The sequence below is a fragment of the Sphingopyxis sp. genome (assembly GCF_965279725.1).
GTDB lineage: Bacteria > Pseudomonadota > Alphaproteobacteria > Sphingomonadales > Sphingomonadaceae > Sphingopyxis.
Map to the genome: position 1 here is coordinate 1,478,930 of NZ_CBDIIL010000003.1, position 26,075 is coordinate 1,505,004.

General features: G+C 64.7%; 29 protein-coding genes. 14 read left to right on the forward strand and 15 right to left on the reverse strand.

What is annotated here, in order from left to right; genetic code table 11:
* Positions 1 to 26: 26 nt before the first annotated feature.
* Together ACQY6T_RS16090 and ACQY6T_RS16095 are read right to left on the reverse strand one after the other, a co-directional pair.
* Positions 27 to 1,631: a stimulus-sensing domain-containing protein gene (locus ACQY6T_RS16090; RefSeq protein WP_428632400.1), complete on the reverse strand. Its 1,605-nt coding sequence runs from the start codon at positions 1,629 to 1,631 to the stop codon at positions 27 to 29.
* Entirely contained in the window at positions 1,624 to 2,334 is a 711-nt protein-coding gene (locus tag ACQY6T_RS16095; RefSeq protein ID WP_428632402.1) for a response regulator, read from the reverse strand. Before ACQY6T_RS16095 ends, ACQY6T_RS16090 begins: the two co-directional genes overlap by 8 nt.
* 245 nt (positions 2,335 to 2,579) lie before the next feature.
* On the opposite strand from ACQY6T_RS16095, the gene ACQY6T_RS16100 reads away from it, so the two are divergent.
* Complete coding sequence (locus tag ACQY6T_RS16100; protein WP_428632404.1) at positions 2,580 to 4,181, forward strand: phosphoenolpyruvate carboxykinase; 1,602 nt, start codon at positions 2,580 to 2,582, stop codon at positions 4,179 to 4,181.
* Positions 4,182 to 4,229: 48 nt separating this feature from the next.
* Positions 4,230 to 4,676, forward strand: a complete 447-nt coding sequence (locus ACQY6T_RS16105) for a hypothetical protein (RefSeq protein WP_428632406.1) — start codon at positions 4,230 to 4,232, stop codon at positions 4,674 to 4,676.
* Positions 4,677 to 4,731: 55 nt separating this feature from the next.
* On the opposite strand, the gene ACQY6T_RS16110 is transcribed toward ACQY6T_RS16105, so the two are convergent.
* Positions 4,732 to 6,606 (reverse strand): DUF885 domain-containing protein, encoded by a 1,875-nt coding sequence (locus ACQY6T_RS16110; protein WP_428632408.1) that lies wholly within the window; start codon positions 6,604 to 6,606, stop codon positions 4,732 to 4,734.
* A gap of 213 nt (positions 6,607 to 6,819) precedes the next feature.
* On the reverse strand, positions 6,820 to 7,227 hold the full coding sequence (locus ACQY6T_RS16115) for a DUF3597 domain-containing protein (protein WP_428632411.1): 408 nt from the start codon (positions 7,225 to 7,227) through the stop codon (positions 6,820 to 6,822).
* A 174-nt stretch (positions 7,228 to 7,401) separates the two neighbouring features.
* Between ACQY6T_RS16115 and ACQY6T_RS16120 the strand changes: the two genes are divergently transcribed.
* On the forward strand, positions 7,402 to 8,049 hold the full coding sequence (locus ACQY6T_RS16120; RefSeq protein ID WP_428632413.1) for a DUF937 domain-containing protein: 648 nt from the start codon (positions 7,402 to 7,404) through the stop codon (positions 8,047 to 8,049).
* A 145-nt stretch (positions 8,050 to 8,194) separates the two neighbouring features.
* Here ACQY6T_RS16120 and ACQY6T_RS16125 read toward each other — a convergent pair whose 3' ends face one another.
* From ACQY6T_RS16125 to rplU, 3 genes are all read right to left on the reverse strand, one after another.
* The gene (locus ACQY6T_RS16125; RefSeq protein WP_428632414.1) at positions 8,195 to 8,791 is read right to left on the reverse strand and encodes a GNAT family N-acetyltransferase; all 597 of its coding nucleotides are present in this window, start codon (positions 8,789 to 8,791) and stop codon (positions 8,195 to 8,197) included.
* Between the two features lie 238 nt (positions 8,792 to 9,029).
* On the reverse strand, positions 9,030 to 9,299 hold the full coding sequence (gene rpmA, locus ACQY6T_RS16130) for a 50S ribosomal protein L27 (protein WP_088442948.1): 270 nt from the start codon (positions 9,297 to 9,299) through the stop codon (positions 9,030 to 9,032).
* A 48-nt stretch (positions 9,300 to 9,347) separates the two neighbouring features.
* A complete protein-coding gene (rplU, locus tag ACQY6T_RS16135; RefSeq protein WP_428632416.1) occupies positions 9,348 to 9,875 on the reverse strand; it encodes a 50S ribosomal protein L21 in 528 nt (175 codons plus the stop codon).
* Between the two features lie 229 nt (positions 9,876 to 10,104).
* Here rplU and ACQY6T_RS16140 point away from each other — a divergent pair, with 229 nt between their 5' ends.
* Positions 10,105 to 10,626 carry a hypothetical protein gene (locus ACQY6T_RS16140; protein WP_428632418.1) on the forward strand — a complete coding sequence of 174 codons (522 nt, stop codon included), beginning with the start codon at positions 10,105 to 10,107 and terminating at the stop codon, positions 10,624 to 10,626.
* Between the two features lie 46 nt (positions 10,627 to 10,672).
* Here the strand turns inward: ACQY6T_RS16140 and pspF are convergent, their stop codons facing one another.
* Positions 10,673 to 11,704 (reverse strand): phage shock protein operon transcriptional activator, encoded by a 1,032-nt coding sequence (gene pspF, locus ACQY6T_RS16145; RefSeq protein ID WP_428632420.1) that lies wholly within the window; start codon positions 11,702 to 11,704, stop codon positions 10,673 to 10,675.
* Between the two features lie 178 nt (positions 11,705 to 11,882).
* Between pspF and ACQY6T_RS16150 the strand changes: the two genes are divergently transcribed.
* The 10 genes from ACQY6T_RS16150 to ACQY6T_RS16195 all read left to right on the forward strand — a co-directional run bounded on the left by ACQY6T_RS16150 (position 11,883) and on the right by ACQY6T_RS16195 (position 15,533).
* Entirely contained in the window at positions 11,883 to 12,053 is a 171-nt protein-coding gene (locus ACQY6T_RS16150; protein ID WP_428632423.1) for a hypothetical protein, read from the forward strand.
* Between the two features lie 92 nt (positions 12,054 to 12,145).
* Positions 12,146 to 12,811, forward strand: a complete 666-nt coding sequence (gene pspA, locus ACQY6T_RS16155; RefSeq protein WP_428632426.1) for a phage shock protein PspA — start codon at positions 12,146 to 12,148, stop codon at positions 12,809 to 12,811.
* Positions 12,812 to 12,823: 12 nt separating this feature from the next.
* Positions 12,824 to 13,099, forward strand: coding sequence for an envelope stress response membrane protein PspB (gene pspB, locus ACQY6T_RS16160; RefSeq protein WP_428632428.1), 276 nt, complete (start codon positions 12,824 to 12,826; stop codon positions 13,097 to 13,099).
* Position 13,100: 1 nt separating this feature from the next.
* Positions 13,101 to 13,481 carry an envelope stress response membrane protein PspC gene (gene pspC, locus ACQY6T_RS16165; protein WP_137754208.1) on the forward strand — a complete coding sequence of 127 codons (381 nt, stop codon included), beginning with the start codon at positions 13,101 to 13,103 and terminating at the stop codon, positions 13,479 to 13,481.
* A 34-nt stretch (positions 13,482 to 13,515) separates the two neighbouring features.
* Positions 13,516 to 13,815 carry a hypothetical protein gene (locus ACQY6T_RS16170; RefSeq protein ID WP_428632431.1) on the forward strand — a complete coding sequence of 100 codons (300 nt, stop codon included), beginning with the start codon at positions 13,516 to 13,518 and terminating at the stop codon, positions 13,813 to 13,815.
* Between the two features lie 14 nt (positions 13,816 to 13,829).
* On the forward strand, positions 13,830 to 14,147 hold the full coding sequence (locus ACQY6T_RS16175) for a hypothetical protein (RefSeq protein ID WP_428632434.1): 318 nt from the start codon (positions 13,830 to 13,832) through the stop codon (positions 14,145 to 14,147).
* A 13-nt stretch (positions 14,148 to 14,160) separates the two neighbouring features.
* A complete protein-coding gene (locus ACQY6T_RS16180) occupies positions 14,161 to 14,409 on the forward strand; it encodes a hypothetical protein (RefSeq protein ID WP_428632437.1) in 249 nt (82 codons plus the stop codon).
* 33 nt (positions 14,410 to 14,442) lie between these two features.
* Positions 14,443 to 14,709, forward strand: a complete 267-nt coding sequence (locus ACQY6T_RS16185) for a hypothetical protein (RefSeq protein WP_428632438.1) — start codon at positions 14,443 to 14,445, stop codon at positions 14,707 to 14,709.
* A gap of 23 nt (positions 14,710 to 14,732) precedes the next feature.
* A complete protein-coding gene (locus ACQY6T_RS16190) occupies positions 14,733 to 14,978 on the forward strand; it encodes a hypothetical protein (protein WP_428632441.1) in 246 nt (81 codons plus the stop codon).
* A gap of 144 nt (positions 14,979 to 15,122) precedes the next feature.
* Positions 15,123 to 15,533 (forward strand): SufE family protein, encoded by a 411-nt coding sequence (locus ACQY6T_RS16195; RefSeq protein WP_428632694.1) that lies wholly within the window; start codon positions 15,123 to 15,125, stop codon positions 15,531 to 15,533.
* A 103-nt stretch (positions 15,534 to 15,636) separates the two neighbouring features.
* Here the strand turns inward: ACQY6T_RS16195 and ACQY6T_RS16200 are convergent, their stop codons facing one another.
* The 7 genes from ACQY6T_RS16200 to ACQY6T_RS16230 form a co-directional block, all read right to left on the reverse strand.
* On the reverse strand, positions 15,637 to 19,086 hold the full coding sequence (locus ACQY6T_RS16200) for a TonB-dependent receptor (protein ID WP_428632442.1): 3,450 nt from the start codon (positions 19,084 to 19,086) through the stop codon (positions 15,637 to 15,639).
* Between the two features lie 279 nt (positions 19,087 to 19,365).
* Positions 19,366 to 19,962 carry a hypothetical protein gene (locus ACQY6T_RS16205; protein ID WP_428632443.1) on the reverse strand — a complete coding sequence of 199 codons (597 nt, stop codon included), beginning with the start codon at positions 19,960 to 19,962 and terminating at the stop codon, positions 19,366 to 19,368.
* Positions 19,962 to 21,233: an ATP-dependent Clp protease ATP-binding subunit ClpX gene (gene clpX, locus ACQY6T_RS16210; RefSeq protein WP_428632446.1), complete on the reverse strand. Its 1,272-nt coding sequence runs from the start codon at positions 21,231 to 21,233 to the stop codon at positions 19,962 to 19,964. The genes ACQY6T_RS16205 and clpX overlap by 1 nt, the downstream gene beginning before the upstream one ends.
* Before the next feature lie 180 nt (positions 21,234 to 21,413).
* On the reverse strand, positions 21,414 to 22,064 hold the full coding sequence (locus ACQY6T_RS16215) for an ATP-dependent Clp protease proteolytic subunit (protein WP_428632448.1): 651 nt from the start codon (positions 22,062 to 22,064) through the stop codon (positions 21,414 to 21,416).
* A gap of 275 nt (positions 22,065 to 22,339) precedes the next feature.
* Entirely contained in the window at positions 22,340 to 22,678 is a 339-nt protein-coding gene (gene fdxA / locus ACQY6T_RS16220; RefSeq protein ID WP_428632451.1) for a ferredoxin FdxA, read from the reverse strand.
* Between the two features lie 113 nt (positions 22,679 to 22,791).
* Entirely contained in the window at positions 22,792 to 23,151 is a 360-nt protein-coding gene (locus ACQY6T_RS16225; RefSeq protein ID WP_428632454.1) for an RNA-binding S4 domain-containing protein, read from the reverse strand.
* Positions 23,151 to 25,955: a helicase-related protein gene (locus ACQY6T_RS16230; RefSeq protein ID WP_428632455.1), complete on the reverse strand. Its 2,805-nt coding sequence runs from the start codon at positions 25,953 to 25,955 to the stop codon at positions 23,151 to 23,153. The genes ACQY6T_RS16225 and ACQY6T_RS16230 overlap by 1 nt, the downstream gene beginning before the upstream one ends.
* Between the last annotated feature and the right edge of the window lie 120 nt (positions 25,956 to 26,075).

Genomic DNA, 26,075 nt, shown 5'->3' on the forward strand with positions numbered 1-26,075 from the left:
GCTGCAAGGCGATAGGCAGCGCTGCGTCAGCTTGCGATTGTCCCACCTTCGGTCGCGGGCAGGGTGATCAGCAGGCTGCCGCCCGGATTGCCATCGTCGCGGTCCTTGGCGTTGATCGTCCCACTATGGCCCTCGATGATCGTTCGCGCGATCGCAAGGCCGAGGCCGCTGTGACGGCCAAACGCCTCGCCGGCGGGCCGTTCGCTGTGGAAACGGCGAAAAATCGCTTCGCGCTGCGAAGGGTCGATGCCGGGGCCGTCGTCATCGACCCGGACATGCACCTCGTCGCCGAGCCGGGTTGCCGCGATGCAGACGAGCCCCGTGGCAGGCGAAAAGCTGATCGCGTTGTCGATGACATTGTCGATCGCGCGCTCGAGCCGGTGGCCGTCGCCCATCACCAAAGTCGTCCCTTTGCGCGGCCGCGCAAAGGCAATGCGCGGGTGCGGCGTATCGGCATCGATGCGGGCCGCGCGCGACGCGAGCATCGATTCGATCATCATGCCGACGTCGATCGCCTCGAACATGGCGCGGGACAGCTGGGCATCGACGCGGCTCGCTTCGCTGATGTCATTGACCAGCCGATCGAGCCGCCGGACATCTTCGTCGGCAATCGCCAGCAGCTGTGCGCGCTGATCATCATTCTTGACGTGGCCAAGCCCCTCAATCGCAGAGCGCACCGACGCGATCGGGTTTTTCAGCTCGTGGGTGACGTCGGCGGCGAAATGTTCGCCGGCGTCGATGCGCTGCCGCAGCGCCTGCGTCATGTCGGACAAGGCGCGCGCGAGCGTCCCGATTTCGTCGCGGCGGCTTGGCAGGCGCGGGACGACGACTTCGCGGGCGCGGCCCAGCTTGACGCGCACGGCGGCGCGGGCCAGCCGCCGCAAGGGGCGCACGATCGTGCGTGCGAGGAACAAGGACAACAGGACCGACGTGATCAGCACCATCGCCACGACGATCGCAAGGCGGAAGCGTTCGGCGCGGACAGTGCGCGTGATATCGCGCGCGTTCAGGGTCATCAGCACCGTCTGCGGCTGTTCGAAATCGACGATGCGCGCCGCGCTGAGCAACGGGGTGCGTTCGGGGGCATAGCGGAAGCGGCTGGCCGCGCGGCCGCTGGTCTGCGCCTCGACGACTTCGGGCCATGACCCGGCCCGGTCGACCGCCGGTTCGTAGAAGTCGGGATAGCTGGGCGCGCCGACGATCCAGTCGATGCCGCGGTCCATCGCGCGCGCCGCATCGCGTTGCCACGCCTGCAAGTCCGGGTCGCGCAACGTATAGGTCGCGGGTCCGGCCGCGAAGCTGTCCGACAACCGCCGCCCGTCGGCGGCGTAAAAACGCAGGCGCGATTCGGTGGCGTCGGTGAATTCGCGAACCAGCTTGGCGCGCTGGTCGGGCCGCGCCGCCTCGAGCGCGCTGTCGAGCATCGCGAGCTGATCCTTCATGACCTCGATCCGCGTATCGACCAATCGGCTGCGATAGGTGTCGAGATAATAAAAGCCGCCCGCAAGCAATGCGACCGCCAGGATGTTGACCGCCAAAATGCGCGTGGTCAGCGACCAGCGTGCCGACCAGACGAGCGGCGATTCCTCCTGCTCGGCGATGCTCGCGTCGGGGTTGAGCGGATCAGGCATCGTCGGCAAACCGGTAACCCGCCCCGTACAGGGTGGCGATCGCATCGAATTCGGGATCGACTTCGCGGAACTTGCGGCGCAGCCGTTTAATGTGACTGTCGATCGTGCGGTCGTCGATATAGACATCGTCCTGATAGGCGGCGTCCATCAACTGGTTGCGGCTGCGCACGATACCGGGGCGCCCCGCCAGCGTTTCGAGGATCAGGAATTCGGTGACGGTCAGCGTCACGTCCTTGCCGTCCCACGCGACCTTGTGCCGCGCCGGGTCCATGCTCAGCCGACCACGGTTGATCGGTTCGGCAACCGCTTCATCATCGCCCTCGGGAGCGTTTTTGTTCAGCTCGACGCGGCGGAGGATCGCGCGAATGCGGGCGATCACCAGCCGTTGGGAAAAGGGTTTGGCGATATAATCGTCGGCGCCCATCGCCAGCCCCAGCGCCTCGTCGATCTCGTCGTCCTTGCTGGTCAGAAAAATGACCGGCAGCTGGCTTTTTTCGCGCAGCCGGCGGAGCAGTTCCAGCCCGTCCATACGCGGCATCTTGACATCGAAGACCGCAAGGTCAGGCGGATTGTCGATCAGCGGCTTCAACGCCGCCTCGCCATCTGAATAGACGCGCGTGACGAAGCCCTCGGCCTGGAGCGCGATGGACAGAGATTGCAGGATGTTGCGGTCGTCGTCGACCAGCGCGATGGTTGCCGTCATGCTCTTTCCGTTGGGCGGGGCTGCGACAGAGTTAGCCGATCCATGACCCACCGACAACCGCCACGGATGGCCGCACCCATGCGCTGGAATCTTTTGACCTCAACCCGCATCCTCGCTAACGCGACCCATAATTTAAGGAATCGGCGTCACGTCGGCACCCATGTCAATGCGGGCCTCTCCTTTTGTGCGGCAGGTTTCGCATACCTATGCAATGGGGCTGCGGCGCGGTTGGGAAAGGCAAGGCTATGACGAAGGTAGTGATCGGCACTGTTGCGGTCGAAACGCAGGCGGAGGTCGCGGAAAACTGGGGGACCTCGGCGCTGATCGAAGACGCGATCCGTCATGGCGAAGGCCTGCTGGCCAAGGACGGCCCGCTGGTCGTCGAAACCGGCAAACACACCGGTCGTTCAGCCAAAGACAAGTTCATCGTCCAGGACGACGAGACGCGCGATACGATCTGGTGGGGCAAGACCAATGTCCCGATGACCCCCGATCATTTCGCGGCGCTCAAGGCCGATTTCCTTGCGCATCTCGCCGCGCGCCCGCGCCTGTTCCGCCAGCAGCTGTTTGGCGGATCGCAGCCGGAGCATCGCGTCGCGGTCCAGGTCGTCACTGAATTCGCCTGGCACAGCCAGTTCATCCGCACTTTGCTCGTCCGCCCGACCGCCGACGAGCTGGCGGCGTTTGCGACCGAATATACGATCATCGACCTGCCCAGCTTCCGCGCCGACCCGGCGCGGCATGGCACGCGGACCGAAACCGTCGTCGCGGTGAATTTCTCCGAAAAGCTCGTACTGATCGGCGGCACCGCTTATGCCGGCGAGATGAAGAAGTCGGTGTTCGGCATCCTCAACTATCTGCTGCCCGTCGATGGCGTGATGCCGATGCATTGTTCGGCGAACATGGGGCCGAACGGCGACACGGCGGTTTTCTTCGGCCTGTCGGGTACCGGCAAGACGACGCTGTCGGCCGACGCGTCACGCACCCTGATCGGCGACGACGAGCATGGCTGGTCGGACACCGCGGTCTTCAATTTCGAGGGCGGCTGCTACGCCAAGATGATCCGCCTGTCGCCCGAAGCCGAGCCCGAGATTTTTGCGACGACGAAGCGCTTCGGCACCGTGCTGGAAAATGTCGTGATCGATCCGGTCACCCGCGAACTCGATTTCGACGACAACAGCCTGGCTGAAAACAGCCGCGGGTCGTACCCGATCGACTTCATTCCGAACACGTCGGAACATAATATGGGGCCGGTGCCCAAGACGGTCATCATGCTGACCGCCGATGCTTATGGCGTGCTGCCCCCGATCGCGAAACTGACCCCCGAGCAGGCGATGTATCATTTCCTGTCGGGCTATACCGCGCGCGTCGCGGGGACCGAAATCGGCGTGACCGAGCCCGAGGCGACCTTCTCGACCTGTTTCGGCGCCCCCTTCATGCCGCGTCACCCGTCGGTCTATGGTAACCTACTCAAGGACCGCATCGCCAAGGGCGGCGTCCAGTGCTGGCTCGTCAACACCGGCTGGACCGGTGGCATGGCGACGATGGACGGCATCAAGCGCATGCCGATCAAGGCCACGCGAGCTCTGTTGAATGCGGCGCTCGACGGCAGCCTGAACGACGCCGAATTCCGCAAGGACCCGAATTTCGGTTTTGAATATCCGGTCGCGGTTCCCGGCGTCGATAGCGCCATCCTCGATCCCCGCAACGCGTGGGCCGACAAGGCCGCCTATGACCGCACCGCGCAAACTTTGGTCCAGCAATTCATCGACAATTTCGCGCAATTTGCGGACCATGTCGACGAAGGCGTCCGCCAGGCCGCACCGCAGGCGGCCGTCGCAGCATAATTGACCCGGATCTCGTCCGGGTGCTCAATCACCCGGAGGAACCGGACAATGACCACCGACCATAAACCGCGCCTCTTTGCGCGCGACTCAGAAATCCGCGCGCTCGGCGAAGGCCTGATGGCCTGCACCCTGCCGCGCGAGGCGTGGACGCACGAGGCGCATCTCGGCGCTTGCCTGTGGCTGCTCAGCGAGCGGCCCGATATCGACATCGATGCCGAGATCGGCGGCATCATCCGCCGCTTCAACGAAAGCGTCGGCGGCATCAACGACGATACGCAGGGGTACCACGACAGCATCACCCGCGCCTATATCGCGGGGGTGCGGCTGTATCTGTCGGACACAGCGGAAACGGGGCTGGCGGCGCGCGTCAATGCGCTGCTGCTTTCCGACGTCGGCCGCCGCGACTGGCCGCTGCGCTTCTACAGCCGCGAGCTACTGTTTTCGGTCGCGGCGCGGCGCGGGTTTGTGGAACCGGACTTGGCGCCATTACCCTGACGGCGAAAGGCAGGCCCCGGGGCGAGCCCGGGGTGACGATGCGGCGAGGGCCGATCTAACCCCTCGCCCCCGCGACATAGTCCGCGACATTCAGCGCCAGCACGTCGAGCGGGACATTGCCGCCCTTCACCACCACATCGTTGAAATCGCGCAGGTCGTATTTCGGCCCCAGCGCGGTTTGCGCCAGCCCGCGCTGCCGCACGATCTCGCTATGCCCGACCTTGTACCCGCACGCCTGCCCGGCCCAGCTGCAATAGCGGTCGACTTCGCTCGCGACCTCAAGCGGGTTCGAGCCGTTTTCCTTGACGAAAAACGCGACGCCCTGTTCGCGCGTCCATCCCTTGGCGTGCAGGCCGGTATCGACGACGAGGCGGCAGGCGCGGAAGGCCAGCGACTGGAGATAACCCAGCCGCCCGACCTCGAAATCATCGTACAGCCCCAGCTCGTCGGCCAGCTGCTCGGCATAGAGCGCCCAGCCTTCGGAATAGGCGTTGAACGCCAGCATGGTGCGGATCAGCGGCATCTGATTGGCATATTCGCCCTGCCACACATGCCCCGGGATCGCCTCGTGCATTGTCAGGTCGGGCAGCGAATATTTGCTGTGGAGTTCGGTGGTGCGCAGGTTGATCCACATCCGGCCGGGGGTCGAACCGTCGATCGATCCGGCACCGCCATAGGCCGCGGGGGCGCCGGGTTCTTCCGCGAGCGGCAGGCGCTTCACCTCGACATTGCCTTTGACCAAGGTGCGGAAAGCGCGCGGCAACTGCGCGCGGATATTGCCGAGCCAGGTCTGGATATAGGCGACGATCTCGGCGCGGCCGGCGTCGTTGTCGGGGAATTTATAACGCGGATCCTTGGCCAGCGCGTTCATCCGGTCGCCGACCGATCCTTGCGTGTAGCCAAGCTTTTTCAGGATCGGGTCCATCCGGCCATGGAGCTCTGCCAGCTCGGCGCGGCCCATCGCATGCACTTCGTCGGGGGTCATCCGGGTTGTTGTGCTTGCGCGCAGTCCCCACGCATACCAGGCATCGCCGCCGGGCCGGGCGCCGATACCGGCGTCCATCGTCGCCTTCGGTCGCTGCGCTTTGAGTTCGGCGAGCTGGCGTTCGAGTGCGGGAACGACGGCGCCCTTGGTGATGCGTTCGGCGCGCGGTCCCCAGTCACCGGCAATTTTCGCGTCGCGGGTGCGCTTGGCCAGGCTGTCGACCAGCCCACCGCCGGCGCGCGCATCGGCCAGGCTCGCCTCCATCTGCTTGACCGCCTTGTCGATCAGAAAGGCGGGGGCGATCAATCCCTGGCTGCCCGCGGCCTTGAGCCGGTCGGTCTCGCCGTCGAGGACACTGGGATAAGCGTTGAGGCGCGACAGATAGGCTTCGGCATCGGCGGCCGTCTTGACCGGGTGATCGCTGTCGAGAAACTTGGGGACGTCGAGATAGGCGCCGACATTCTGGCTCACGACATAGGGCGTGTTGCGCCACCCGCCGACCGCGACATCGCCGTAGGGCAAGGCAAAGCCGTCGAGCGCGACGCCATAGGCGCTTTCGACGACCGCGAGGCTGGTGCGCGTCTTGTGATCGAGGCCGGCTTTGTCGAACGCGCGCACGCGTGCGACGTCGGCCTTCAGTGTGTCGGCGACCGCCCTTTGTCCCGCTGCCGACCGATCGGAAAGCTTGCCGCGCTCGGCGGCGCGCGCGCCGGTGTCGATGCCGAGTGAGGTGGCGCCTTCGGGTGACAGCGCGAGGAGATTGTCGGCGACCGAGGAGAGCAGCGCTTCGGCCCCGGCTTGTCCCGTCGCCGCGGGCGGCGGGGCGGGCGCCGCGATACCGGCGGGACCGCGGCCGCACGCGGTCAGTGCAAGGCTCGCCGCGCCCGTGCCGAGCGTGGCGATCGTCTGGCGGCGGGTGAACGGGGTGGACAGGCGGTGATGCACGCGGCGGCTCCCTTGCGACTTTGTTTCTGCTGAAACCTGTCTAGGCGGGCGAACGCGTCGGTCAATGGCCGGAACAAAAGCCCCTCCCCTTGGGGGAGGGGTTCGGGTGGGGGCTGTCAGGTTGGCGCTAGGCCGATGGCCCCCACCCGCTGCGACATAGCCAGCAAGCTGGCAAGTCTCGCTGCCCTCCGCTGAAGGGGAGGGTGAGGTAGGTCAGTCGGTCAGGTCGGCGGGTACTTTGCCGCCGTTTGCGGCGAGTTCACGCATCACCGCCTTGATCAGCCAGACGTTCATTTCGGCGCTGCCGTCGAGCGCGCCGGTGTAACCCAGTTCTGTCGCCAGTTCCTTGCGGTTGGCGAGACTTGAATCGAGACCGAGCAGCTTCATCAGGTCGACAATCGAGGTCCGCCAGTTGAGATCCTGGCCGGCTTTTGCGGCTTCGGCGGTCAGGATCGCTTCGACATCGACTTCACCAATCGGGGCCGGGGTTGCCGCGGCAGCGGCCATTGCGCTGGTCGCGGCGTCGAGCGCGCTACCAACCGGGTTCGGTGCGGCGGCGGGTTCGGCGGCGACAGCCTTCTTGCCAAAAATCGCGTCTTTGATGCTGCTGAAAATGCCCATGAATTTACTCCCACTATGGCGCGGCCCAACCCGGAAAGGGTGAGTCGGTTGGCCGCAGGCTAGGACTATGCATCTGGAAATGACAGCCAAATGAACGACTCGTCCTCCGCCCGTCCGCTGCTATACTCGGTCCGTCGGCGCGGTCCGGTCCGCGCCCGAGCGGGAGCTATATCAATGAACCTCACCGACATTTTGGCGCAAGCCGGCGGCATCGAATCGATGGCGAAGGAGCTGGGCGTACCGCCCGCGGTCGCCAAGCAAGGCGCCGATGCATTGCTGCCCGCGATCCTCGGCGGGTTCAAGAAACAGGCGCAATCGGGCGGCATCGAGGGGCTCGGCGGCCTGCTCGGCCAGCTTGGCGGCGGCGGCCTGCTCGATTCGGTCCTCGGATCGCAGCCCACTCCGGTCGATCAGGGCAATGACGTGCTCGGCCAGATTTTCGGATCGAAAGATGTCAGCCGCACCGTGGCGGGACAAGCGGCCACCCAGACCGGGCTTGATTCGGGCCTGCTCAAAAAGATGCTGCCGATCCTGGCGATGATGGTCGCAGGTTATATGGCGAAGCAAGGCGGCACGTCCGAGGGCGGTGGCGGCGGATTGGGCGGTATGCTTGGCGGCCTGCTCGGCGGTTCGGGCGGCGGGGCAGGCGGCCTTGGCGGCATGCTCGGCAATGTGCTCGGCGGCGCGGTCGGTGGCGGCGCGGCGCCGTCGGCCGGCGGCGCGTCCGGCGGTTTGGGCAGCCTCGTCAACATGCTCGACCTCAACGGCGACGGCAATCCGCTCGACGACATCATGGGCATGGCGGGCAAGCTGCGGGGGTAACCTCTTTTCCCTCCCGCCTGCGGGAGGGGCAGCGAGACTTGCGAACTTGTTCGCTAGTCGCAGCGGGGTGGGCATGTGCGAGGTCAGATGCTCGCTACGCTCGCGCCCACCCCCAACCCCTCCCGCAGGCGGGAGGGGCGTTTTATCAAGCCGCCATCAACCGCAATTCCTCGCGGAAATCCTCGTCCACCCCGATGCGGCTTCGCATCGGGGTGACGGTAGCATCGGCGCCCGCTTCACCCTCTTCGAACAGCGCCACCGCGGCATCGCCGCCGCGCGCCAGGCTGAAGCGCTGCGCAACGCGGCCGGTCGGCTTGAAACCCAGCTTACGCAGCACCGCGCCGGATGCCGGATTATCGACGAAATGGCCCGCCGACAATTTTGGCAGGTGCATCGCGCGCGCGATGTGGATCAGCTGGCGCCCGGCCTCGGTCGCAAAGCCCAGACCCCAATAGGGACGCGCGATCCAATATCCCATTTCGAGTCCGTCATCGGGGCTCGGCGAAATGCCGCAGCCGCCGACGAGGCGCGGGGCGCCGCCGGTGCGGGCAAAGATCAGGAAGCGCGGCTGCGTCGGGTCGAGCGGTTTGCTCAGAAACTCGCGCGCTTCGCTTTCGCCATAGGGCCAGGGCGCGGTTGCCAAATTGCGGACGACGGCTTCCTCGCCGATCGCCCGGGCCAGCGCCGGGGCGTCTTCCTGCCAGCCGGGCCGCAGCAACAGTCTTTCGGTACGCGCAAACATTGTCTTCACTCCCAATTGCCTGTCGCCGTGGCGTCAGATGGTGACGCTTTGACGACAATCGATATGGAGGGAGATGGATGGCCCGATTTTCACGCCTGTCCGCTAGCACACGGTTTTCAGACAAGAAAAAAGGGAGCCCGGGGTGACCCGTCTCCCTCTTTTCGAACTTTGTTTCCGCCTCAAGCGGAAAGGACCGTCCCGGGTCATCCCTTGGTGGGCGACCCGTGCAGATCGTCCTTTATTCGGCGGCTTCCGCCATAACGTCGACCGACACAAATTTGCGGCCAAGCTTGCCATCATGGAATCGGACATGGCCTTCGGCGGTGGCGAACAGCGTATGGTCCTTGCCCATGCCGACATTGGCACCCGGGTAAACCTTGGTACCGCGCTGACGCACGATGATGTTGCCGCCGATCACTTCCTGACCGCCGAACTTTTTCACGCCAAGGCGGCGGCCGGCTGAGTCGCGACCGTTGCGCGATGAACCGCCTGCTTTTTTATGTGCCATGACTGATGCTCCTTAATTCGTTTCAGGGGCCGAGCCGCGTTGCCGCGCTCAGGCGTCCTTCTTGGGGGCTGCCTTCTTGGCAGCGGGCTTCTTGGCAGGTGCAGCCTTCTCGGCGGCAGCTTCCTTTTTGGGCGCAGCAGCCTTCGGGGCAGCGGCGGCCTTCGGCGCAGCAGCCTTTTTCGGTGCGGCTTCCTTGGCAGGTGCAGCGGCCTTGGCTTCGGTCGCCGGAGCGGCCTCTGCCTTCGCAGCGGCTTCCTTCTTCGGCGCGGCCTTCTTGGCTTCGCCGACGGCCAGGATGCGCAGCAGCGTCAGCGACTGGCGATGACCGTTGCGACGGCGGTAGTTGTGCCGGCGGCGCTTCTTGAAAACGATGACCTTTTCGCCGCGCGTCTGGGCAATGATTTCGGCCGAAACGACGAGGCCGTCGGCGCTCTTCACTTCGCCGCCGTCACCGGCCAGCAGGATGTCGCCCAGCGACACGGTGTCGCCAGCTTCGCCGTCGATCTTTTCAACGGCGATCTTGTCTCCGGCGGCGACGCGATACTGCTTGCCGCCCGTGCGCACGATTGCGAACATGGTCTTCCATCCAATCAAAAAACTAAGTCACCCGCGCACCAATCCCCCACCGAGGCGAGCGATTTTTCCGGCATGCGGGAAAGTCAGCGCCACTAGCGAGCCAGCGCTTCGCTGTCAACCGCCAAATCCCGTGCTTTTCGCTCGAAAAGAGGGTCTGGCACCGATTGCGTAGGTGCTCCGCCGATTCGGCACTTGCTGCGCCGCCTGCGCGCCCATATCAGGGTCGGCGATGAAGCGCACTCTTCTTGTCCTGCCGCTGGCTCTTGCCGCATCGTTGTCGTTTTCGGTCTCTGCCGCAGCGCAGAAAACGGCCGCGCCCTCGCTCGCCAAACGATCGGTCGAGGGACGCTTCGACGTTGCGCCGCCCGCGGTGGTCGTGGCCCCGCCGGGCCCGCTGCCCGCCGACCTTGGCGGACGGCTGGCACGGTGGGAAGCGGACGCCGCCGGGGCGCAGCAGGCTTTCGCTGCCGAACGCAATACGACAGCGTCGCTGGTGTCAGCGGCGGCGGGTGCGCCGGTCGCCAGCGAGCGCTGGGTCGTCGCGCAGCAGGCGATTTCGCGCCTGACTGCGACGCGCGCGCCGCTCACCGCGGCGCTGGCTGACATCGACCGGCTCTATCTCGATCGCAGCGTGGATGACGCGATCGACGGCCTCCCCGACATTTACGCGCTGCGCGACCGGCTGGCCGAAACGGTGTCGACGCAGGATGCGCTGCTGGAGGCGCTAAGCAGTCAGCTGCCGGGGCAGTAATTGCCCGTTGCCTCCGCGAGCGGCCCCGCCTTGGCAGCGGCGACAGTTACTGATTCAACCCATGCTTCTTCAACGCGTGGCGGATCTGGTCATAACTCAGCCCCAACGCTTCGGCGGCAACCTTCTGGTTGAAGCGGCAGCGGGCCATCGTGTCGGACAAGATCTGCCGTTCATACGCGTCGACCGCGGCGCGCATGTCGCCCACCGGGCCGGACGGCGGCGCCATCGGCGCGGGCGCGGCGTCGGCGGTCGCTGCGGGTGCGCCGCCCTCCGTCCGCGCCTGCGTCTGGCGCACCACGGGCTGCCACGGGCTGGCAAAGGGATCGAAGTTCACCGCGTCAACGGGTTTTTCGGGATCGGCCCAGCGATAGATGGCGCGTTCGATGACGTTGCGCAGTTCGCGGACATTGCCCGGCCAGTCATGCCCCTCCATCGCCGCGAGCGCGCGCGGTCCGAACCCCGGCCATTCTTCCCAGCCAAGAATCGCGGCCATACGCTGGCCGAAATAGGTGGCGAGCACCTCGATGTCCCCCTCGCGAGCGCGCAGCGGGGGCAGGGTGATCACCTCGAACGACAGCCGGTCGAGCAAGTCGGCGCGAAAACGGCCCGCATCGACCAGGGCGGGCAGATGCTCGTTGGTCGCCGCTACGATGCGGACATCGACGCGAATCGGGCGCGACGAGCCAACGCGGGTGACCTCGCCATATTCGACCGCGCGGAGCAGCCGTTCCTGCGCGCCCATCGACATCGTCGCCAGCTCGTCGAGGAAAAGCGTGCCGCCGTCGGCCTCTTCAAAGCGTCCGGCGCGGGTCCGCGTCGCGCCGGTAAAGGCGCCTGCCTCATGCCCGAACAATTCCGACTCGATCAGCGTTTCGGGCATCGCAGCACAGTTCAAGATGACATAGGGCCGGTCCCAGCGCGTCGATAGCCGGTGCAGGCGTTCGGCGATCAATTCCTTGCCGGTGCCGCGCTCGCCGATCACCAGCACCGGGCGGTCGAGCGATGCCGCCAAGCTGGCGCGTTCAACCGCGTCCTGAAACGCCGCCGATTGGCCGATAAATTGAGTCTCGGGCTCCATTCCCAATCATTGGCAAATTTCCCCGCTGATTGGCAAGTCAAATCGAGGAGCGCCGCAATCCAGGACCAAATTTACTCGGTTTTGCGCCGCTTTGCGCAATTGGCACGGTGTCTGCATCGTTTCTGACGAACCGGCGCAAATCGCACCGGTGCAGCGAAAAGCCAAGGAAGGTTGAACCATGAAGTCGATGTATGCCCAAGCCGCCACTTTCGTGCTGAGCACGGCCGGAGCGCTGGCCATCCTCGTCGGCGTGATCGACCAGCCGCAGGTCGCTGCCAGTGTTTCCGGCAATCTCGCCGGCCCGCTGGTCGCCGCTGTCATGTCCCCGGCGGTCAGCCATATGGCCTGACCGGCACTGGTGCCGGGGCACTCTCCCCCCTTGCCCCGCCCCGGCACCAGCCTTTCTTCAAGTCTCAAAGATTTCGACAGGAGTTTAGTCAAATGGGTATTTTTTCACGCACCCGCGACATCATCGCCGCCAATGTCACCGACCTGCTCGACCGGGCCGAAGATCCCGAAAAGATGATCCGCCAGATCATCTTCGAGATGAACGAAACGCTCGTCGAAGTTCGCGCTTCCGCCGCCCGCACGATTGCGGATCAAAAGGAAATGCGCCGTCACATCGCCAAGCTGGAAAATCTGCAGGACAGCTGGAAGGAAAAGGCCGAACTCGCGCTGTCGAAAGACCGCGAAGACCTGGCCACCGCGGCGCTGGTCGAAAAGCAGAAGGCTGGCGATATGGCCGAACGCCTGAAGAGCGAAATCTCGGTGCTCGACGACGCGCTGAAGGGTTATGAAAGCGACATCGCCAAGCTGCAGAAGAAGCTCAGCGAAGCGCGTGCCCGCCAGTCGAACGTCTCGACCCGCCTCGAAAGCGCCGAGAACAAGTATAAGCTGCGCGAAATGACCAATGGCGACCGCGTCGAAGATGCCTTCTCGCGCTTCGACATCCTCGAACGCCGCGTCGACGAAGCTGAAGGGCGCGCCGATGCGCTGAACCTGGGCTATAAGAAGTCGCTCGACGAAGAGATCGCCGAGCTCCAGGCCGCCGACAAGGTCGCCGACGAACTCGCCGCGCTCAAGGCTGCTCACGCCAGCAAGCAATAAGGAGCCAGACCGATGGAAGAAATCATCATCGTCCCGATCGTCATCGGAACGCTCTTCCTCGGTCTGCCCTGGCTGATCCTCCACTACATCACCAAGTGGAAACAGGCCAAGACGCTGACCGGAGAAGACGAACAGCTGCTCGACGAACTGTACGACACCGCGCGCCGGCTTGAGGGCCGCCTGCACACCGTCGAACGCATCATCAGCGCCGACCATCCCGACTTCCGCCCCGCGGTGCGTAGCGATGAAGACCTGGCGCAACTTGAAAACACAAGCCGGAGGAACTGAGATGTCTGCCAGCCGCACAAAATTCTACCTCGACAAGCAGAACGCCAAATGGAGCGGCGTGTGCGCCGGGATCGCGGACTATAGCGGTGTCGACGTCCTCTGGGTCCGCGTCGGCGCGGTGCTGCTGACGCTGATGGGGGGCTTTCCCTGGACGCTGATCGCTTACTGGATGGTCGCCTGGATGGGCACGCCCAAGCCCTTCGCGCTCTATGGTTCGAGAGAGGAAGCGAAATTCTGGCAGGGCGTGCGCAGCAACCCCACCGCGTCGACCCGTGACATCAAGTCGCGCTTCCGCGACATCGACCGCCGCCTTGCCGACATCGAGCAATATTACACCAGCCACAACCGCCGCCTCGCCGACGAGATCGACGCGCTGCGCTAAGCCGGGCGGGCTGGAAGCAACAGGGAGAAGTTAGATGAATTTCGGTGGTACCGGTTTTGTCCTCGCCATTATCGCATTGTCGATCGGCGGCTGGATGTTCACCACCTGGATCCGCGCCAAGCACGGCTATCCGGTGGAAAATGAATGGGGTGGCACGGTTCACCGAACCGACCCCGACGCTGATCGAAAAATTGCGCTGCTGACCGACGACAATGCCAAATTGGCGGGCCAGGTCAGCCGGCTGGAGAAACGGATTTCGGTGCTAGAACGCATCGCGACCGAAACCAACGGCCAGGCGGCGCAGCTTGCCGACCAGATCGACCGTCTGCGCTGAGAGGGAATAGACTGATGAATCTCGATGTCCTGAATACCATTGCCCCCGTTGCCGCCGTTGTCGGTCTGGCCGGGGTCGGCGGTTGGGTCTTCACCACCTGGCTGCGCGTCAAGAACGGCTATCCGCTCGAAAACAGCTGGGGCAAGGCGGTCTATCCGAAGACCGGCGACGAAGCGATGGAACGCATCAAGCTGATCAGCCAGGAAAATGCCCAGCTGCGTGCCGAACTCGGCTCGGTGAAGGATCGCCTGGCGGTGGTCGAGCGCATCGTCACCGACGAGGGCAGCCGCTTGAGCCACGAGATCGAGGCGCTGCGGCGCCCGGCCAATTGAGGAGATAGGTGTCATGGGTGACGCAATCTGGATTTTGATCCCTCTGGCTCCCTTCCTGCTCGGCGGCTTTGCCATCTGGTCGAAGCATCAGCAGAAGATGATCGAAAAGCAGTCCGAAATGACCGCCGAAAAGGCCGCCCAATATGCGGCGCATACCGAGCGGCTGGAAGCGCGGGTGCGCGTTCTTGAACGGATCGCCACCGACCGCGGCGTCGATGTCGCCGAAGAGATCGAAAAGCTGCGCGACGCGCCGCTGAACTGAAGCAACGATAAAAGATAGTCGGAAGGATTCCTCATGAACCCGTTTGAAATGGTGATCGGCATCGTCCTGATCGTGACGATCGGCAGCGTGGTCCGCGCCAAATATGGCGTTCGCCGCGACCGCAAGGGCAATGAGTTTTACGCCGCCCCCGCCGATACCGGCGAGACCAAGGTGCTGCAGGCCGAAATCCGCGCGCTCAAGGACCGCATCCAGGTGCTCGAACGCATCGCCACCGACAACAACCGCGCCGTCACGCTCGATGAGGAAATCGAGAAGCTGCGCGATCGTTCGAAAATCTGATCGTCGATAAAGGAGCCACGCTCATGGCCATCGTCACCCCCGATCTCACCGCCGCCGCCGTCGCGCTGTTGGCGCTGACCATCGTCAGCCTGGCCGGACTGCGCGGCTGGCGCGACTGGATCCAGCTCAAGCGCGAGGAGATGAACAGCGGTCATGCTGCCCTGGCGCACGACCCCGGTGTGCCGCACGCCGGCTCGCGGATCGAGATTGCCGACCTCAAGGAACGGCTGCGCAAGCTGGAAGCGATCGCGGCCGGGGTCGATCTGTAGGTCAGGAAACCCGTTCGCATCGAGCGTAGTCGAGATGCCCCTCGGCGCGGCGCAAGCTCGATGGGTGTCTCGACTTCGCTCGACACGAACGGCGATAAGAGCGGCCACTTCACACCGCCCCCCAAATATGTCACTGGCCCAGCCATGCGCAGCCTGACCGACATCCACGACGAATATGAATTCCTCGACGGCGACGATCGTTATCGCCTGCTGATCGAACTTGGCCGTACGCTCGAGCCGATGCCCGACGCGCTGAAGACCGACGCGACGCTGGTCCGCGGCTGTTCAGCGAGCGTCTGGGTCTATCCGGTACCGCAGGAGGGCGGCGCCTTGCACTTTCTGGCCGACAGCAATGCCGCGATCACCAAGGGCATCGTCGCGCTGGTGCTGGCGGCGGTGCAGGACAAGCCCGCCGCCGAGGTTGCCGCGATGGACGTCGCCGCCGCGCTCGCGCCGTTCGACCTGACCCGCCAACTGTCGTCGAACCGTACCCAGGGCGTCCCCAACATGATCGCGCTGGTCCAGGACACCGCGCGCCGCATTGCCGCGGGCTGAGCGGCCGACGCCGGCGCGGGCCGCACCGTGCTTTTCCACACAGGCATGAAAAAGGGCGCGGGAGTTGCCCCCCGCGCCCCAATTTCTTGCGTCTGTGCCGAGATCAGAACTCGTACGACACGCCAACCTTCAGGCGCCACACCGACGAGCTGACGTTGACCAGATTGTCGGCGTCGAACGTCGTGCTGCCCGCGGCGCTGGTAAAGATGTACCGGCCCTGCGCGTCGACGCCGCTGACGTTGGCGATGTCCTGACGACCCGCGAAATCGCGGCGGCGCTGGACGTTCCAGTCCTGGTCGAGGAAGTTCAGGAAGTTGTCCATCGTCGCATAGAGCTTGATCTTGTCCTTCTTGCCAAAGAAGCGGCCCGGTCCGGGCAGTTCCTGCGAGAAGGACAGATCGACGTCGAAGTACCAGTCGTTCGAGCACGTGTTACGATCGATCGTGCGGCCGATATATTTCTTGGCGCAGCCCAGATTGCTCGCGAAATCGGCGATGGTCTGAGCGACTCCCGCGGTCGAAGAGGGCGAGACGTTCGGATCGGTGGCACCCGTCGGGATATAGGCCAGCGCGTTGTCCGAACCCGAGGCGCTGTCGCCGAATACGCCCGAACCCGTGAAGGTCAGGCTGTACGGACGGCCCGAGCGGGCAACTGCGGTGAACCCAAAGCGCGTGCCGAGATCGCCGAAGAAGGTTTCCTCGAACGACGTTGACAGCGTGATGTTGTGACGGCTGTTGAAGAAGCCACGCGAGGCGGCCGGATTCTGGCGATCGAACGCGGCGGTCTGGTCATAGTTCGACCCCGCGGTCGAATTGTACATGTTGCGACGATCCTGCGAGTCCGAATAGGCATAACCGAGGCTGAAGTAAGCCGAACCATCGTCGGTGAACATGCCGCCGTCGAAGTTCTTCGACAGCACGAACGACGCCGAATGGCTGCGGAAGCTGCCGCCATTGGTCAGCATCAGTTCGTCTTCACGTGCCGTGGTATAGCAAGCCGTATTGACGCCGGTGTACACCGGGGTGGGGTTGATGTCGGTCAGCTTGGCGGTGCAACCCGCATTCAGCGGATCGATCGTCGAATAAACCGGACGACCATCGATGGCGAAGCCGTTCAGGCCGCGACGAATGTCGGGAACCTGGCTCAGGTCGACGATGGTATAGGCATCACGATATTTGCTGTAGATATAGTCGAGGTTCAGGTTCCAGCCACTGAAGAAGCCGCTGGGCGCGAAGTTCAGTTCCGACGAGAAGCCGATGTTGGCGCGCAACACCGACGGGATCTTGATGTCGGGATCGATCGACTGCGTGAAGCCTTGGCCGAGCGAAGCGGTATTCGATGCCGCCTGCTGGAAGCAGGTCGGAACACCGGTGAACTGACCATTGGTCAAGACACTGATCTGCCCCGTGGGGCAACCGGTTGCCTGCGTCGAACCCAATGCAAACGCGCTGCCGTCGTTCTGGAAGGCGTTGCCGAACCAAACGAGCGGATCGCCGCCCGAGAAGATACCGACGCCGCCGCGCAGCTGTGCGCGGCTGAATACGGCAAAGTCGTTCATGTCGTACGTCAGCGCCAGGCGCGGCATCACGATCGGGGCCAGATTGCTGAACCCGGTCGCATTGGTGATGCCGTAACGCCGTTGGAAAACCGGGTTATACTCAGGGCGACCGCCGTCATACCAATCGACGCGCACACCTGCGACGGCGCTCAGCGCATCGTTGATCTGCCATTCGTCCTGCGCAAAGACCGAGTAGAGGTTGCGGCTGAACTGCGCAGCGGCGCTGTTGATGTCGCCCGTTGCCGTGACGTTTCCGAACGCGCCTTCGGTTTGACCGCCGACGACGTTGACCGGCGTGGTCGACGTCTGGTTGTTGCCGAGGCCCGGCGACAGCAGGCCGGCGCGAAGGTCGGCGATGCTGCGGAACACCAGCGTACCGGTCGCATTCTGAACGAACAGGTTGAACAGATCGGCGCGGTTGAGCTCGGCGCCAACCTTCAATGTGTGGGCGCCCCGCTCCAGCTTGGCGACGGCGCGATACTGGTCGATGTTCGTCCGCAGGTCATTGGCCGAGCGCGAGGTGCCGGGTCCGGCGAGAACGCTGCCGTTGATTCCCGACCCGTTGCTGCCGGGGGCTCCTACGGCGTTGTTGATGCCGACGATGATGCGCGGGATCGGGTTCGCCGATTGGGCTTCGCCGCCGCCGACCGGATCCTGAAGATCCCGTACTTCCGAGCGCGAATAACGCAATTCGGTCGAGAGGCTGTCGTTCCACTGCGAATAGAGGCGCCCCGAATAATAGTTCGACTTGGTGCCGCTATTATAGAAAGTGTTGAGGCCGACCGCCTGCGGCGAGGTGCCGGTGAACAGATCGTCGGGACGGATCACCGACTCTTCGAGCCGCTGATAGGTCGCCTCGAGGCGATGCTGGTCGTTGATCTGCCAGTCGGCGCGAACGAAATACCGGTCGTTCGTGTAAGGGCGGTTGGTCACCAGCGGGCCGGTATCGACGCCATAGACGTCGCTCAAAACCTGCGAAATCTCGTTGAACTGGGTGACCGAGATGCCGGCTTGCGAGTTGGCATAGCCTGCACCCGACGGGCCGTCGTCCTGCGATTGACCGGCTTCCTGATGCTCATAGGCACCGAAGATGAACAGGCGATCCTTGATGATCGGTGCACCCAGCCAGGCGCCCCAGCGCTTGTCGGGTTTGATCGGCGCGACGGCCACGCCGCGGACGCTGTCGCCGCGCATGCCGTTGTCCGAATATTCGAAGAAGCCACCGAATTGATAATCGTTGGTACCCGATTTCGTCACGACATTGACCGCGCAGCCCGTGAACTGGCCGTAATCGACGTCGAACGGTGCGAACTGGACCTGGGTTTCGCGGACCGCATCATAGGGCAGCGGGGTCGAACTGCGCGACGAGAAGCCGGTGTCGTTCAGGCCATAGACGTCGCCTTGGCTGATGCCGTCGACGGTGAAGGCGTTACCGCGGTCGTTGGCGCCAAGGCACGAGATGCGGTCGACGCCCGAGCCACCGTCGTCGCGGTCGAGGCTGACGCGCGGGTCGAGGCGGATGATGTCGCGGATGTCGCGGTTAAAGCTCGGGGCGTTTGCCAGCACTTCGGCGCTAAAGCTTGTGCCAGGACCGACTGCGAGCTGCGTCACGCGAACGCGCGAACCAGTAACGACGATGTCGCCGCCGCCCGATGCGAGCTGGAAGCGCAGGTCGGTGGCGCCCTGAAGCGTGGTGGTGACGTCCTGAAGCGTCTGACCTTCGAAGCCATCGGCGGTCACGGCGATCGTGTAGGGTCCACCCGTGACGAGACCGGTGGCAGCGAAGCGGCCGTCGGCGGCTGTGACGATCGTGCGCGCAGAGCCGGTGCGGGTGTCGGTGATGGTGACCGTCGCGTTGCCGATCGACGCGCCGGCGTCGTCGCTGACCTGGCCCTGGATGCCGGTCGTGATCTGCTGCGCGGCGGCTGGCGCGGCGACAACGGTTGCGACGCTGATAGCCATCAGGCTAGCGGCGACCGAATAACGAAGTTTCATGGATGTCCCCTTTGGTGGTGCATTTGTCAGGCACACATATTGGGGCGCACCTGACCTGCGAGCGCCCCTGAAGCCCGCATGTGGCACGATTGTGACAGCAAATGTGACAGCGCAAGCGGCGCGCGCAGAAAGGTTCCCCAAAAGCTGAAAAAAACACCGATTTGCGTGGCGAGGCGCAAGTTATCCACAGGCTGAATTGCGTTTTTTCCGGCAACTGTTGCTGCAATGCAACAAACTTCGGATGTCGCGGCCGTCGAGTCGCCGCCGACCGGCCTCGTTTCAGCGTCCGGCGGGCAACGGCCCCATGTTGACGGCCCCGATCGCAGCGGCGACGCGCGACAGCATGGTTGGGGCTGGCGGCGAGGGCAGGGTGGCGCGTATCTTGACCAGCCAGTCGCCACGCTTGACGACATAATAGCCCGTCTTGAGGCTACGATCGCCCAACTGACCGTCGAACCAGCCGCTTTGCAGGCCGGCGCCGCGAACCGTCATGCCGGCGGGCGCCAGTGCCGGGCTGGCCGTAAAGGTTTTGGTGATCGCCGACACGATATCGGCCGCGGTTTCTTCGACCGTCCAGTCATCCGCGGGATAGACATAGACATCGACCCACGCATCACCCGCCGCGCCGCCGTTCACCGTATATTGGACCGAAACGTCGCCCGGGCCGAATATCGTGACCTTGCGCGCCGGCATGTCGCCAAGGCTGCTGGGAAAGACATAGCTCGACCCCACGTGCCGGAAGCGTTCGCCATCGCGTTGAACGTCCGCCGAATCGACGACCTCGGCAACTGGCATGGTCACCGGATCGGCGTGCGCCGGCGCAGCGGTGAACAGGGCAACCCCGACCGCGAAGGCCAGCGGCAGCGCCCGGTGCATCAAGCGGCGTCGCCTGCCGCTTCTTTCGCCTTGTCGGCATAGACCCGGACTGGGTCCTTGCGGCCCTCGACGACATCCTTGTCGACGACGATCTCGACCACATCGGTCAGGTCGGGCAGGTCGAACATCGTGTCGAGCAGGATCGCCTCGACGATCGAGCGCAGCCCGCGCGCGCCGGTTTTGCGTTCGATCGCCTTCTTGGCGACCGCAACCAGCGCATCGTCGGTAAAGGTCAGCACGACCTCTTCCAGATCGAACAGCTTGCGATACTGCTTCACCAGCGCGTTCTTGGGCTCGCCCAGAATCTTGACCAGCGCGTCGATGTCGAGATCCTCGAGTGTCGCGATGACCGGCAGGCGGCCGACGAATTCGGGGATCAGGCCGAATTTCAGCAGATCCTCGGGCTCGATGCTTTTCAGCACTTCGCCCATGCGGCGTTCGTCGGGGCCGGCGACGTGCGCGCCGAAGCCGATCGATTTGCCCTGCAGGCGGTCGCCGATGATCTTTTCCAGCCCGCTGAACGCACCGCCAGCGATGAACAGGATGTTCGTCGTGTCGACCTGCAGGAATTCCTGCTGCGGATGCTTGCGGCCGCCCTGCGGCGGAACGCTCGCGGTCGTGCCTTCCATCAGCTTGAGCAGCGCCTGCTGGACGCCTTCGCCTGACACGTCGCGGGTGATCGACGGATTTTCGGCCTTGCGGCTGATCTTGTCGATCTCGTCAATGTAAACGATGCCGCGCTGCGCCTTTTCGACGTTGTAGTCGGACGACTGGAGCAGCTTGAGGATGATGTTCTCGACGTCCTCGCCGACATAGCCCGCCTCGGTCAGCGTCGTCGCATCGGCCATGGTGAACGGCACGTCGAGGAAGCGCGCGAGCGTCTGGGCCAGCAGCGTCTTGCCGCTGCCGGTCGGGCCGACAAGCAGGATGTTCGATTTCGCCAGTTCGACATCATCGCCGCGGCCGCTGTTCGCGAGGCGCTTATAATGATTGTGCACCGCGACCGACAATACGCGCTTGGCCTTGTTCTGGCCGATCACATAGGCGTCGAGATGCTGACAGATTTCCAGCGGCGTCGGTACCGCGCCGTCCTTGCGTGCGGCAACCCCGCCCTTGATCTCTTCGCGGATGATGTCGTTGCACAGCTCGACGCACTCGTCGCAGATGAACACGGTCGGCCCGGCGATCAGCTTGCGAACTTCGTGCTGCGACTTGCCGCAGAAGGAGCAATACAGGGTGCTCTTGCTGTCCGAGCCGCTCAATTTCGTCATAAAACTTCCTCTGACAGACGCCGAAATGGCGGTGCCGTCCTTATCCTAGCCCGCGGTCACCCAATTACAATATGGCAATTGGGTGACATCGCGGCAATGTCCCGCCTAGCATCAAGGCGCCAAGCGGGCGTCAACAAATGCGGTTAAGCTCTTGGGGGATCGGCCCGCAACCGGATCGAATCAGGGCGTCGGGCCTTCGCTGATATCCTTCGGCGCGTCGTCGCCCGGGGCGCCGGGACGGCGGTCGAACACCTGATCGACCAGGCCGAACGCCTTGGCTTCATCGGCCTCGAGGAAGGTGTCGCGGTCCATCGCTTTTTCAATCTCTTTCAGCGACTTGCCGGTATATTTGACATATAGATCGTTCATCCGCTTGCGAATACGCAGGATTTCGCGGGCCTGGATTTCGATGTCCGACGCCATGCCGCGGGCGCCGCCCGACGGCTGGTGGACCATCACGCGGGCATTGGTCAGCGCGACGCGCATCCCGGGCTCGCCGGCCGCGAGCAGGAAGCTGCCCATCGATGCTGCCTGGCCGACGCATACGGTGCCGACGCGGGGGCGAATATATTGCATCGTATCGTGGATCGCCATGCCCGCCGTGACGACGCCGCCCGGCGAGTTGATATACATGTAAATGTCCTTCTTCGGATTTTCCGATTCGAGGAACAGCAACTGGGCAGTGATCAGCGAGGCCATATTGTCCTCCACCTCGCCGGTGACAAAGATGATCCGTTCGCGCAGCAGGCGGGAGAAGATGTCAAAGCTGCGTTCGCCGCGGCTCGTCTGTTCGACGACGACGGGGACTAGGGCGGCGAGCGGGTCGATCATGGGGAATGCGTCCTTCGTAATTCGGGATGCCGCACCGAGAACCGGCGGGCCAGCCCCTCCATCGCCCTACATCGTCGCCGCGCGCGATGGATTCAAGGGGGGAAAATTGGGCGCGCTTCCCAATCTCGTCACCCCGGACTTGATCCGGGGTTCCGCCTGGCGACGATGAATAGCTGGACCCCGGATCAAGTCCGGGGTGACGATGGCGGGATGTCGCGCGGTCAAAAAGATAGGGGCGGGAAAGTCCCGCCCCTATCCGATCGCCTAATTTCGGATCAGTCGCCCTCGCCGGGTTCCGGCGAAAACAGCGTCTCGAACTTGCCTTCGACGCCCTTATATTCGTCGGCGTCGGCGGGGCTTTCTTTCTTCACCGTGATGTTTGGCCATTCGGCGCTGAACTTGGTGTTCACTTCCAGCCATTTTTCAAGGCCGCTCTCGGTGTCGGGCAGGATCGCTTCGGCGGGGCACTCGGGCTCGCAAACGCCGCAATCGATGCACTCGTTCGGATTGATGACGAGCATATTCTCGCCCTCATAGAAACAGTCGACGGGGCACACCTCGACGCAGTCCATATATTTGCACCGGACGCAGGCATCGGTGACGACATAGGTCATGGTTTCAGGCTCCCTCAGGTGACGGCAACCGGGCCGTCAATCTCTCTCTTGGCTCGCCTCTATGCCGCCGGGCGGCGGTGCGTCAACGTCTAGCGAGCAGTTGCGAATCACTCTCAATGGTTAGCGTCGGATGTCTGATTTGGATGCACAGCTTTTCCATCGTCGCTGATAGCAGCGTTACCGGCGCCGCGCGGCGCGGGATCGAGACTGTGGTAGCAAGCCTGCGCCTCGGCCGCGGCGCCGCGGCGGACGGGTAGGGTAAGCAGTCGCACCACTTCGATGCGTTCGCCGACGGGCAGCACCAATGTCTGTCCGACATGCACCGCGCATGACGAGCGGGTGACGCGGCGCCCGTCGAGCCGGATATGTCCCGCCTCTACCATCGCCTGGGCCAGGCTGCGCGAGCGCGCGAATCGCAAGAACCAAAGCAGCTTGTCCAACCGGATGCTGCCTGCGGCGCCGGGGCTCGCCATCAATCTTTGCGCGCGTCCGCGAGGAGAGCCGCCAGTCCCGCGAACGGGCTGTTGGGCGACGGGCTGCGCCGCGCCGGACGGTCGGGACGCGGCGGACGCGGCGCGTCGGTACGCGGCTTGTCGGGCTTACCGCGCTTGCCCTTTGCCAAACGGGCGGGCGCCGGGTGGGCGGGCGCCGAATGGGCGGGCGGACGCCGGATATCGCCGTTGGCGGCGATGCGCGGCGGGGTGTCTGCACCCTTGCGCGGCGGCTTGCGGCGCGGTCGCTTGTCCGGCTTGCGCAGTCCCAACCAGCGCCACCGTTGCAGTACGGGTTCGCCGACGCTGCGGAACCCGAAGCTGCCCAGCAGCCCGCGCCGCGTTTCCTCGTCGAGCCCGAGTGAGGTGGCGAGCGCGGGATCGATCACAAAGCCCGGCGGCGGCGCCGCGGCAACCCCATCGGCCTCGTCGCTCGCCCCATGATCGTCGTCATGACGGTGGTCGCTGCCGGCGATCGGCGCGGTCGGCGGCGCCGATGCCTGCATCCGTGCGGCATGCGCCTGCCGCGCCAGCTTTTCCGCCATGTCGATGCGCAGCCAGCCGGTGGCGCAGCGGCGAAAACCCGCGATCGTCAGCCCGGCATGGCTGCCCGCTTTTTGCAGCACCGCGCCGTGGGGCGGCAGCGCGGGTACCGGCGATCCTTGCTGCGCCGCGATCAGCGCTGCGCGCCAACGTACTGCCTCAGGCTTCAGCAGCGTCGGATGGAAGATGTCGAGCGAGCCGATTGTAAAGCCCAGCTTGCGCAGCTGCGGTCGCTCGTCGGTGGCCAGCGCGTTCAGCTGCTCCTCGACTGCGGCGCGGCCGATCATGCCGCTGTTGTCGGTCAGCGCGGCAAGCAGGGCGCGGACGCGCGGCGGGGTGAACAGGTCTCCCGCCGCCTCGCCCATCGCGGCCAGCGGTCCGGCGTGGCGCGCCAGTTGCGCGGCGATGAAGCGGTGCAGTCGCTCGGTAATCGCCTGCACCTGGCTCGGTTCCAGCCGCCGCAGCGACGGATCGATCTGGATCGACGGCTGGACCAGCGTCGGACCCTTGGCGAGCGTTGCGATCGCATGGCCGTGCCAGGCGAGCCGCGGCGGCGCGCCCGGTTCGGCGATCAGCGACAAGGCGCTGTCGTCGCCTTCGGCCAGCGCGGTCGCGCGGCGCGCTAGCTCGGCGCGCAGATGTTTTTCGGCGGCGGCGAGCAGCATCCGGTGGTCGCTCGCCTTGGCGACCGGATCGACCTTGAACTGAAACCCTTTCAGCGTGCCGATCGCCTCGCCATCAACCGCGACGGTGCCGTCGGGACCGACCGCGACCGGCAGCGCGGCGTTGCGCTGTCCGGCATCGCGGAGCAGCAGCGCGAGGCGCCGATCGACGAAGCGCTGCGCGAGCGCCGCATGCAGCGCGTCGGACAGGCGCGATTCGAGCGCTTGAGTCTGTTCCGTCCACCCTGCCGCGCCCGCGATCCAATCGCCGCGCTGGGCGATGAAGCACAGGGTGCGGACCGCGGCGATGCGGCTTGCGAGCTGATCGATGTCACCCTCGACATCGTTCAGCTTGGCCAGCCGCCGCGCGAACCAGTCGGGGTCGATCATCCCGTCGCCGCTGGTCCGCCATTGCCAGAGTTTCAGGATCGTCCGGCTGTGATGCTCGGCGCCCAATTGCTCAAAATCGGGCAGCCCGCAAATATCCCACAGGCGCTGGACCGCATCGAAATCGCCGCCGCGCGCGCGCACCTCCATATCGCCCGCCAGATGCCGGAGCACCGCGATGTCGACGGCTTCGGGCGCGGGACGCAGTTCCGGCTGCATCGGCGGCTGCGCCAGGTCGGCGAGCAGCTGGTCGAGCGAGCCGAAGCCGGGGGTCGGATTGCGCCAGAACAGGCTGGATAGCGGCGGGAAATGATGCCCCTCGATCGCGACGATTTCCTCGGGGGTAAATCCGCCCTGCGGCAGGCCGACGGTACCGAAACTGCCGTCCTGCTGGTGCCGCCCGGCGCGGCCGGCGATCTGCGCCATTTCGGAAATCGTCAGACGCCGCAGCCGCCGTCCGTCAAATTTCTGCAGGCTGGCAAAGGCGACATGCTGGACGTCGAGGTTGAGCCCCATGCCGATCGCGTCGGTGGCGACCAGATAGTCGACCTCGCCCGCCTCGAACATCGCGACCTGGGCATTGCGTGTGCGAGGACTGAGCGCGCCCATGACCACCGCCGCCCCGCCCGAAAAACGGCGCAGCATTTCGGCAATCGCATAAACTTCCTCTGCCGAAAACGCGACAATCGCCGACCGTTTGGGCAGCCGCGACAGTTTTGACGATCCGGCATAGCTGAGCGTCGAGAAGCGCGGGCGGGTGATGATCTCGGCGTGGGGGACCAGGTCGCGCACCAGTCCGCGGATGCTCGCCGAACCCAGGATCATCGTTTCCTCACGCCCGCGCGCGCGCAGCAGGCGGTCGGTAAAGACATGGCCGCGCTCGGGGTCGGCGCCCAGCTGCGCCTCGTCGATGCCGACGAACGCCACGTCGCGTTCAATCGGCAGCGCCTCCATCGTTCCCAGCAGGTAGCGCGCGGAGGGCGGAATGATCCTTTCTTCGCCGGTGACCAGGGCGACCTGGGCTGCACCCTTGATCGCAACAACGCGCTCGTAAACCTCGCGCGCCAGCAAGCGGAGCGGAAAGCCGATCATCCCGCTCGAATGAGCGGTCAAACGCTCGACCGCCAAATGGGTTTTGCCGGTGTTGGTGGGGCCAAGGACAGCCTTGACCGGCTGGGAAGAGGATGACGTCATTTTCTTAGGAGCCAAGCTGGCATGGCCGCGGGCGCCGCGCAACAGGCGATCGTCGAACCGGGGGCAGGGGGGGTGACTTTTCTTTCGGCGCCGCATCATGTCCCGGCCTCGCCACGACTT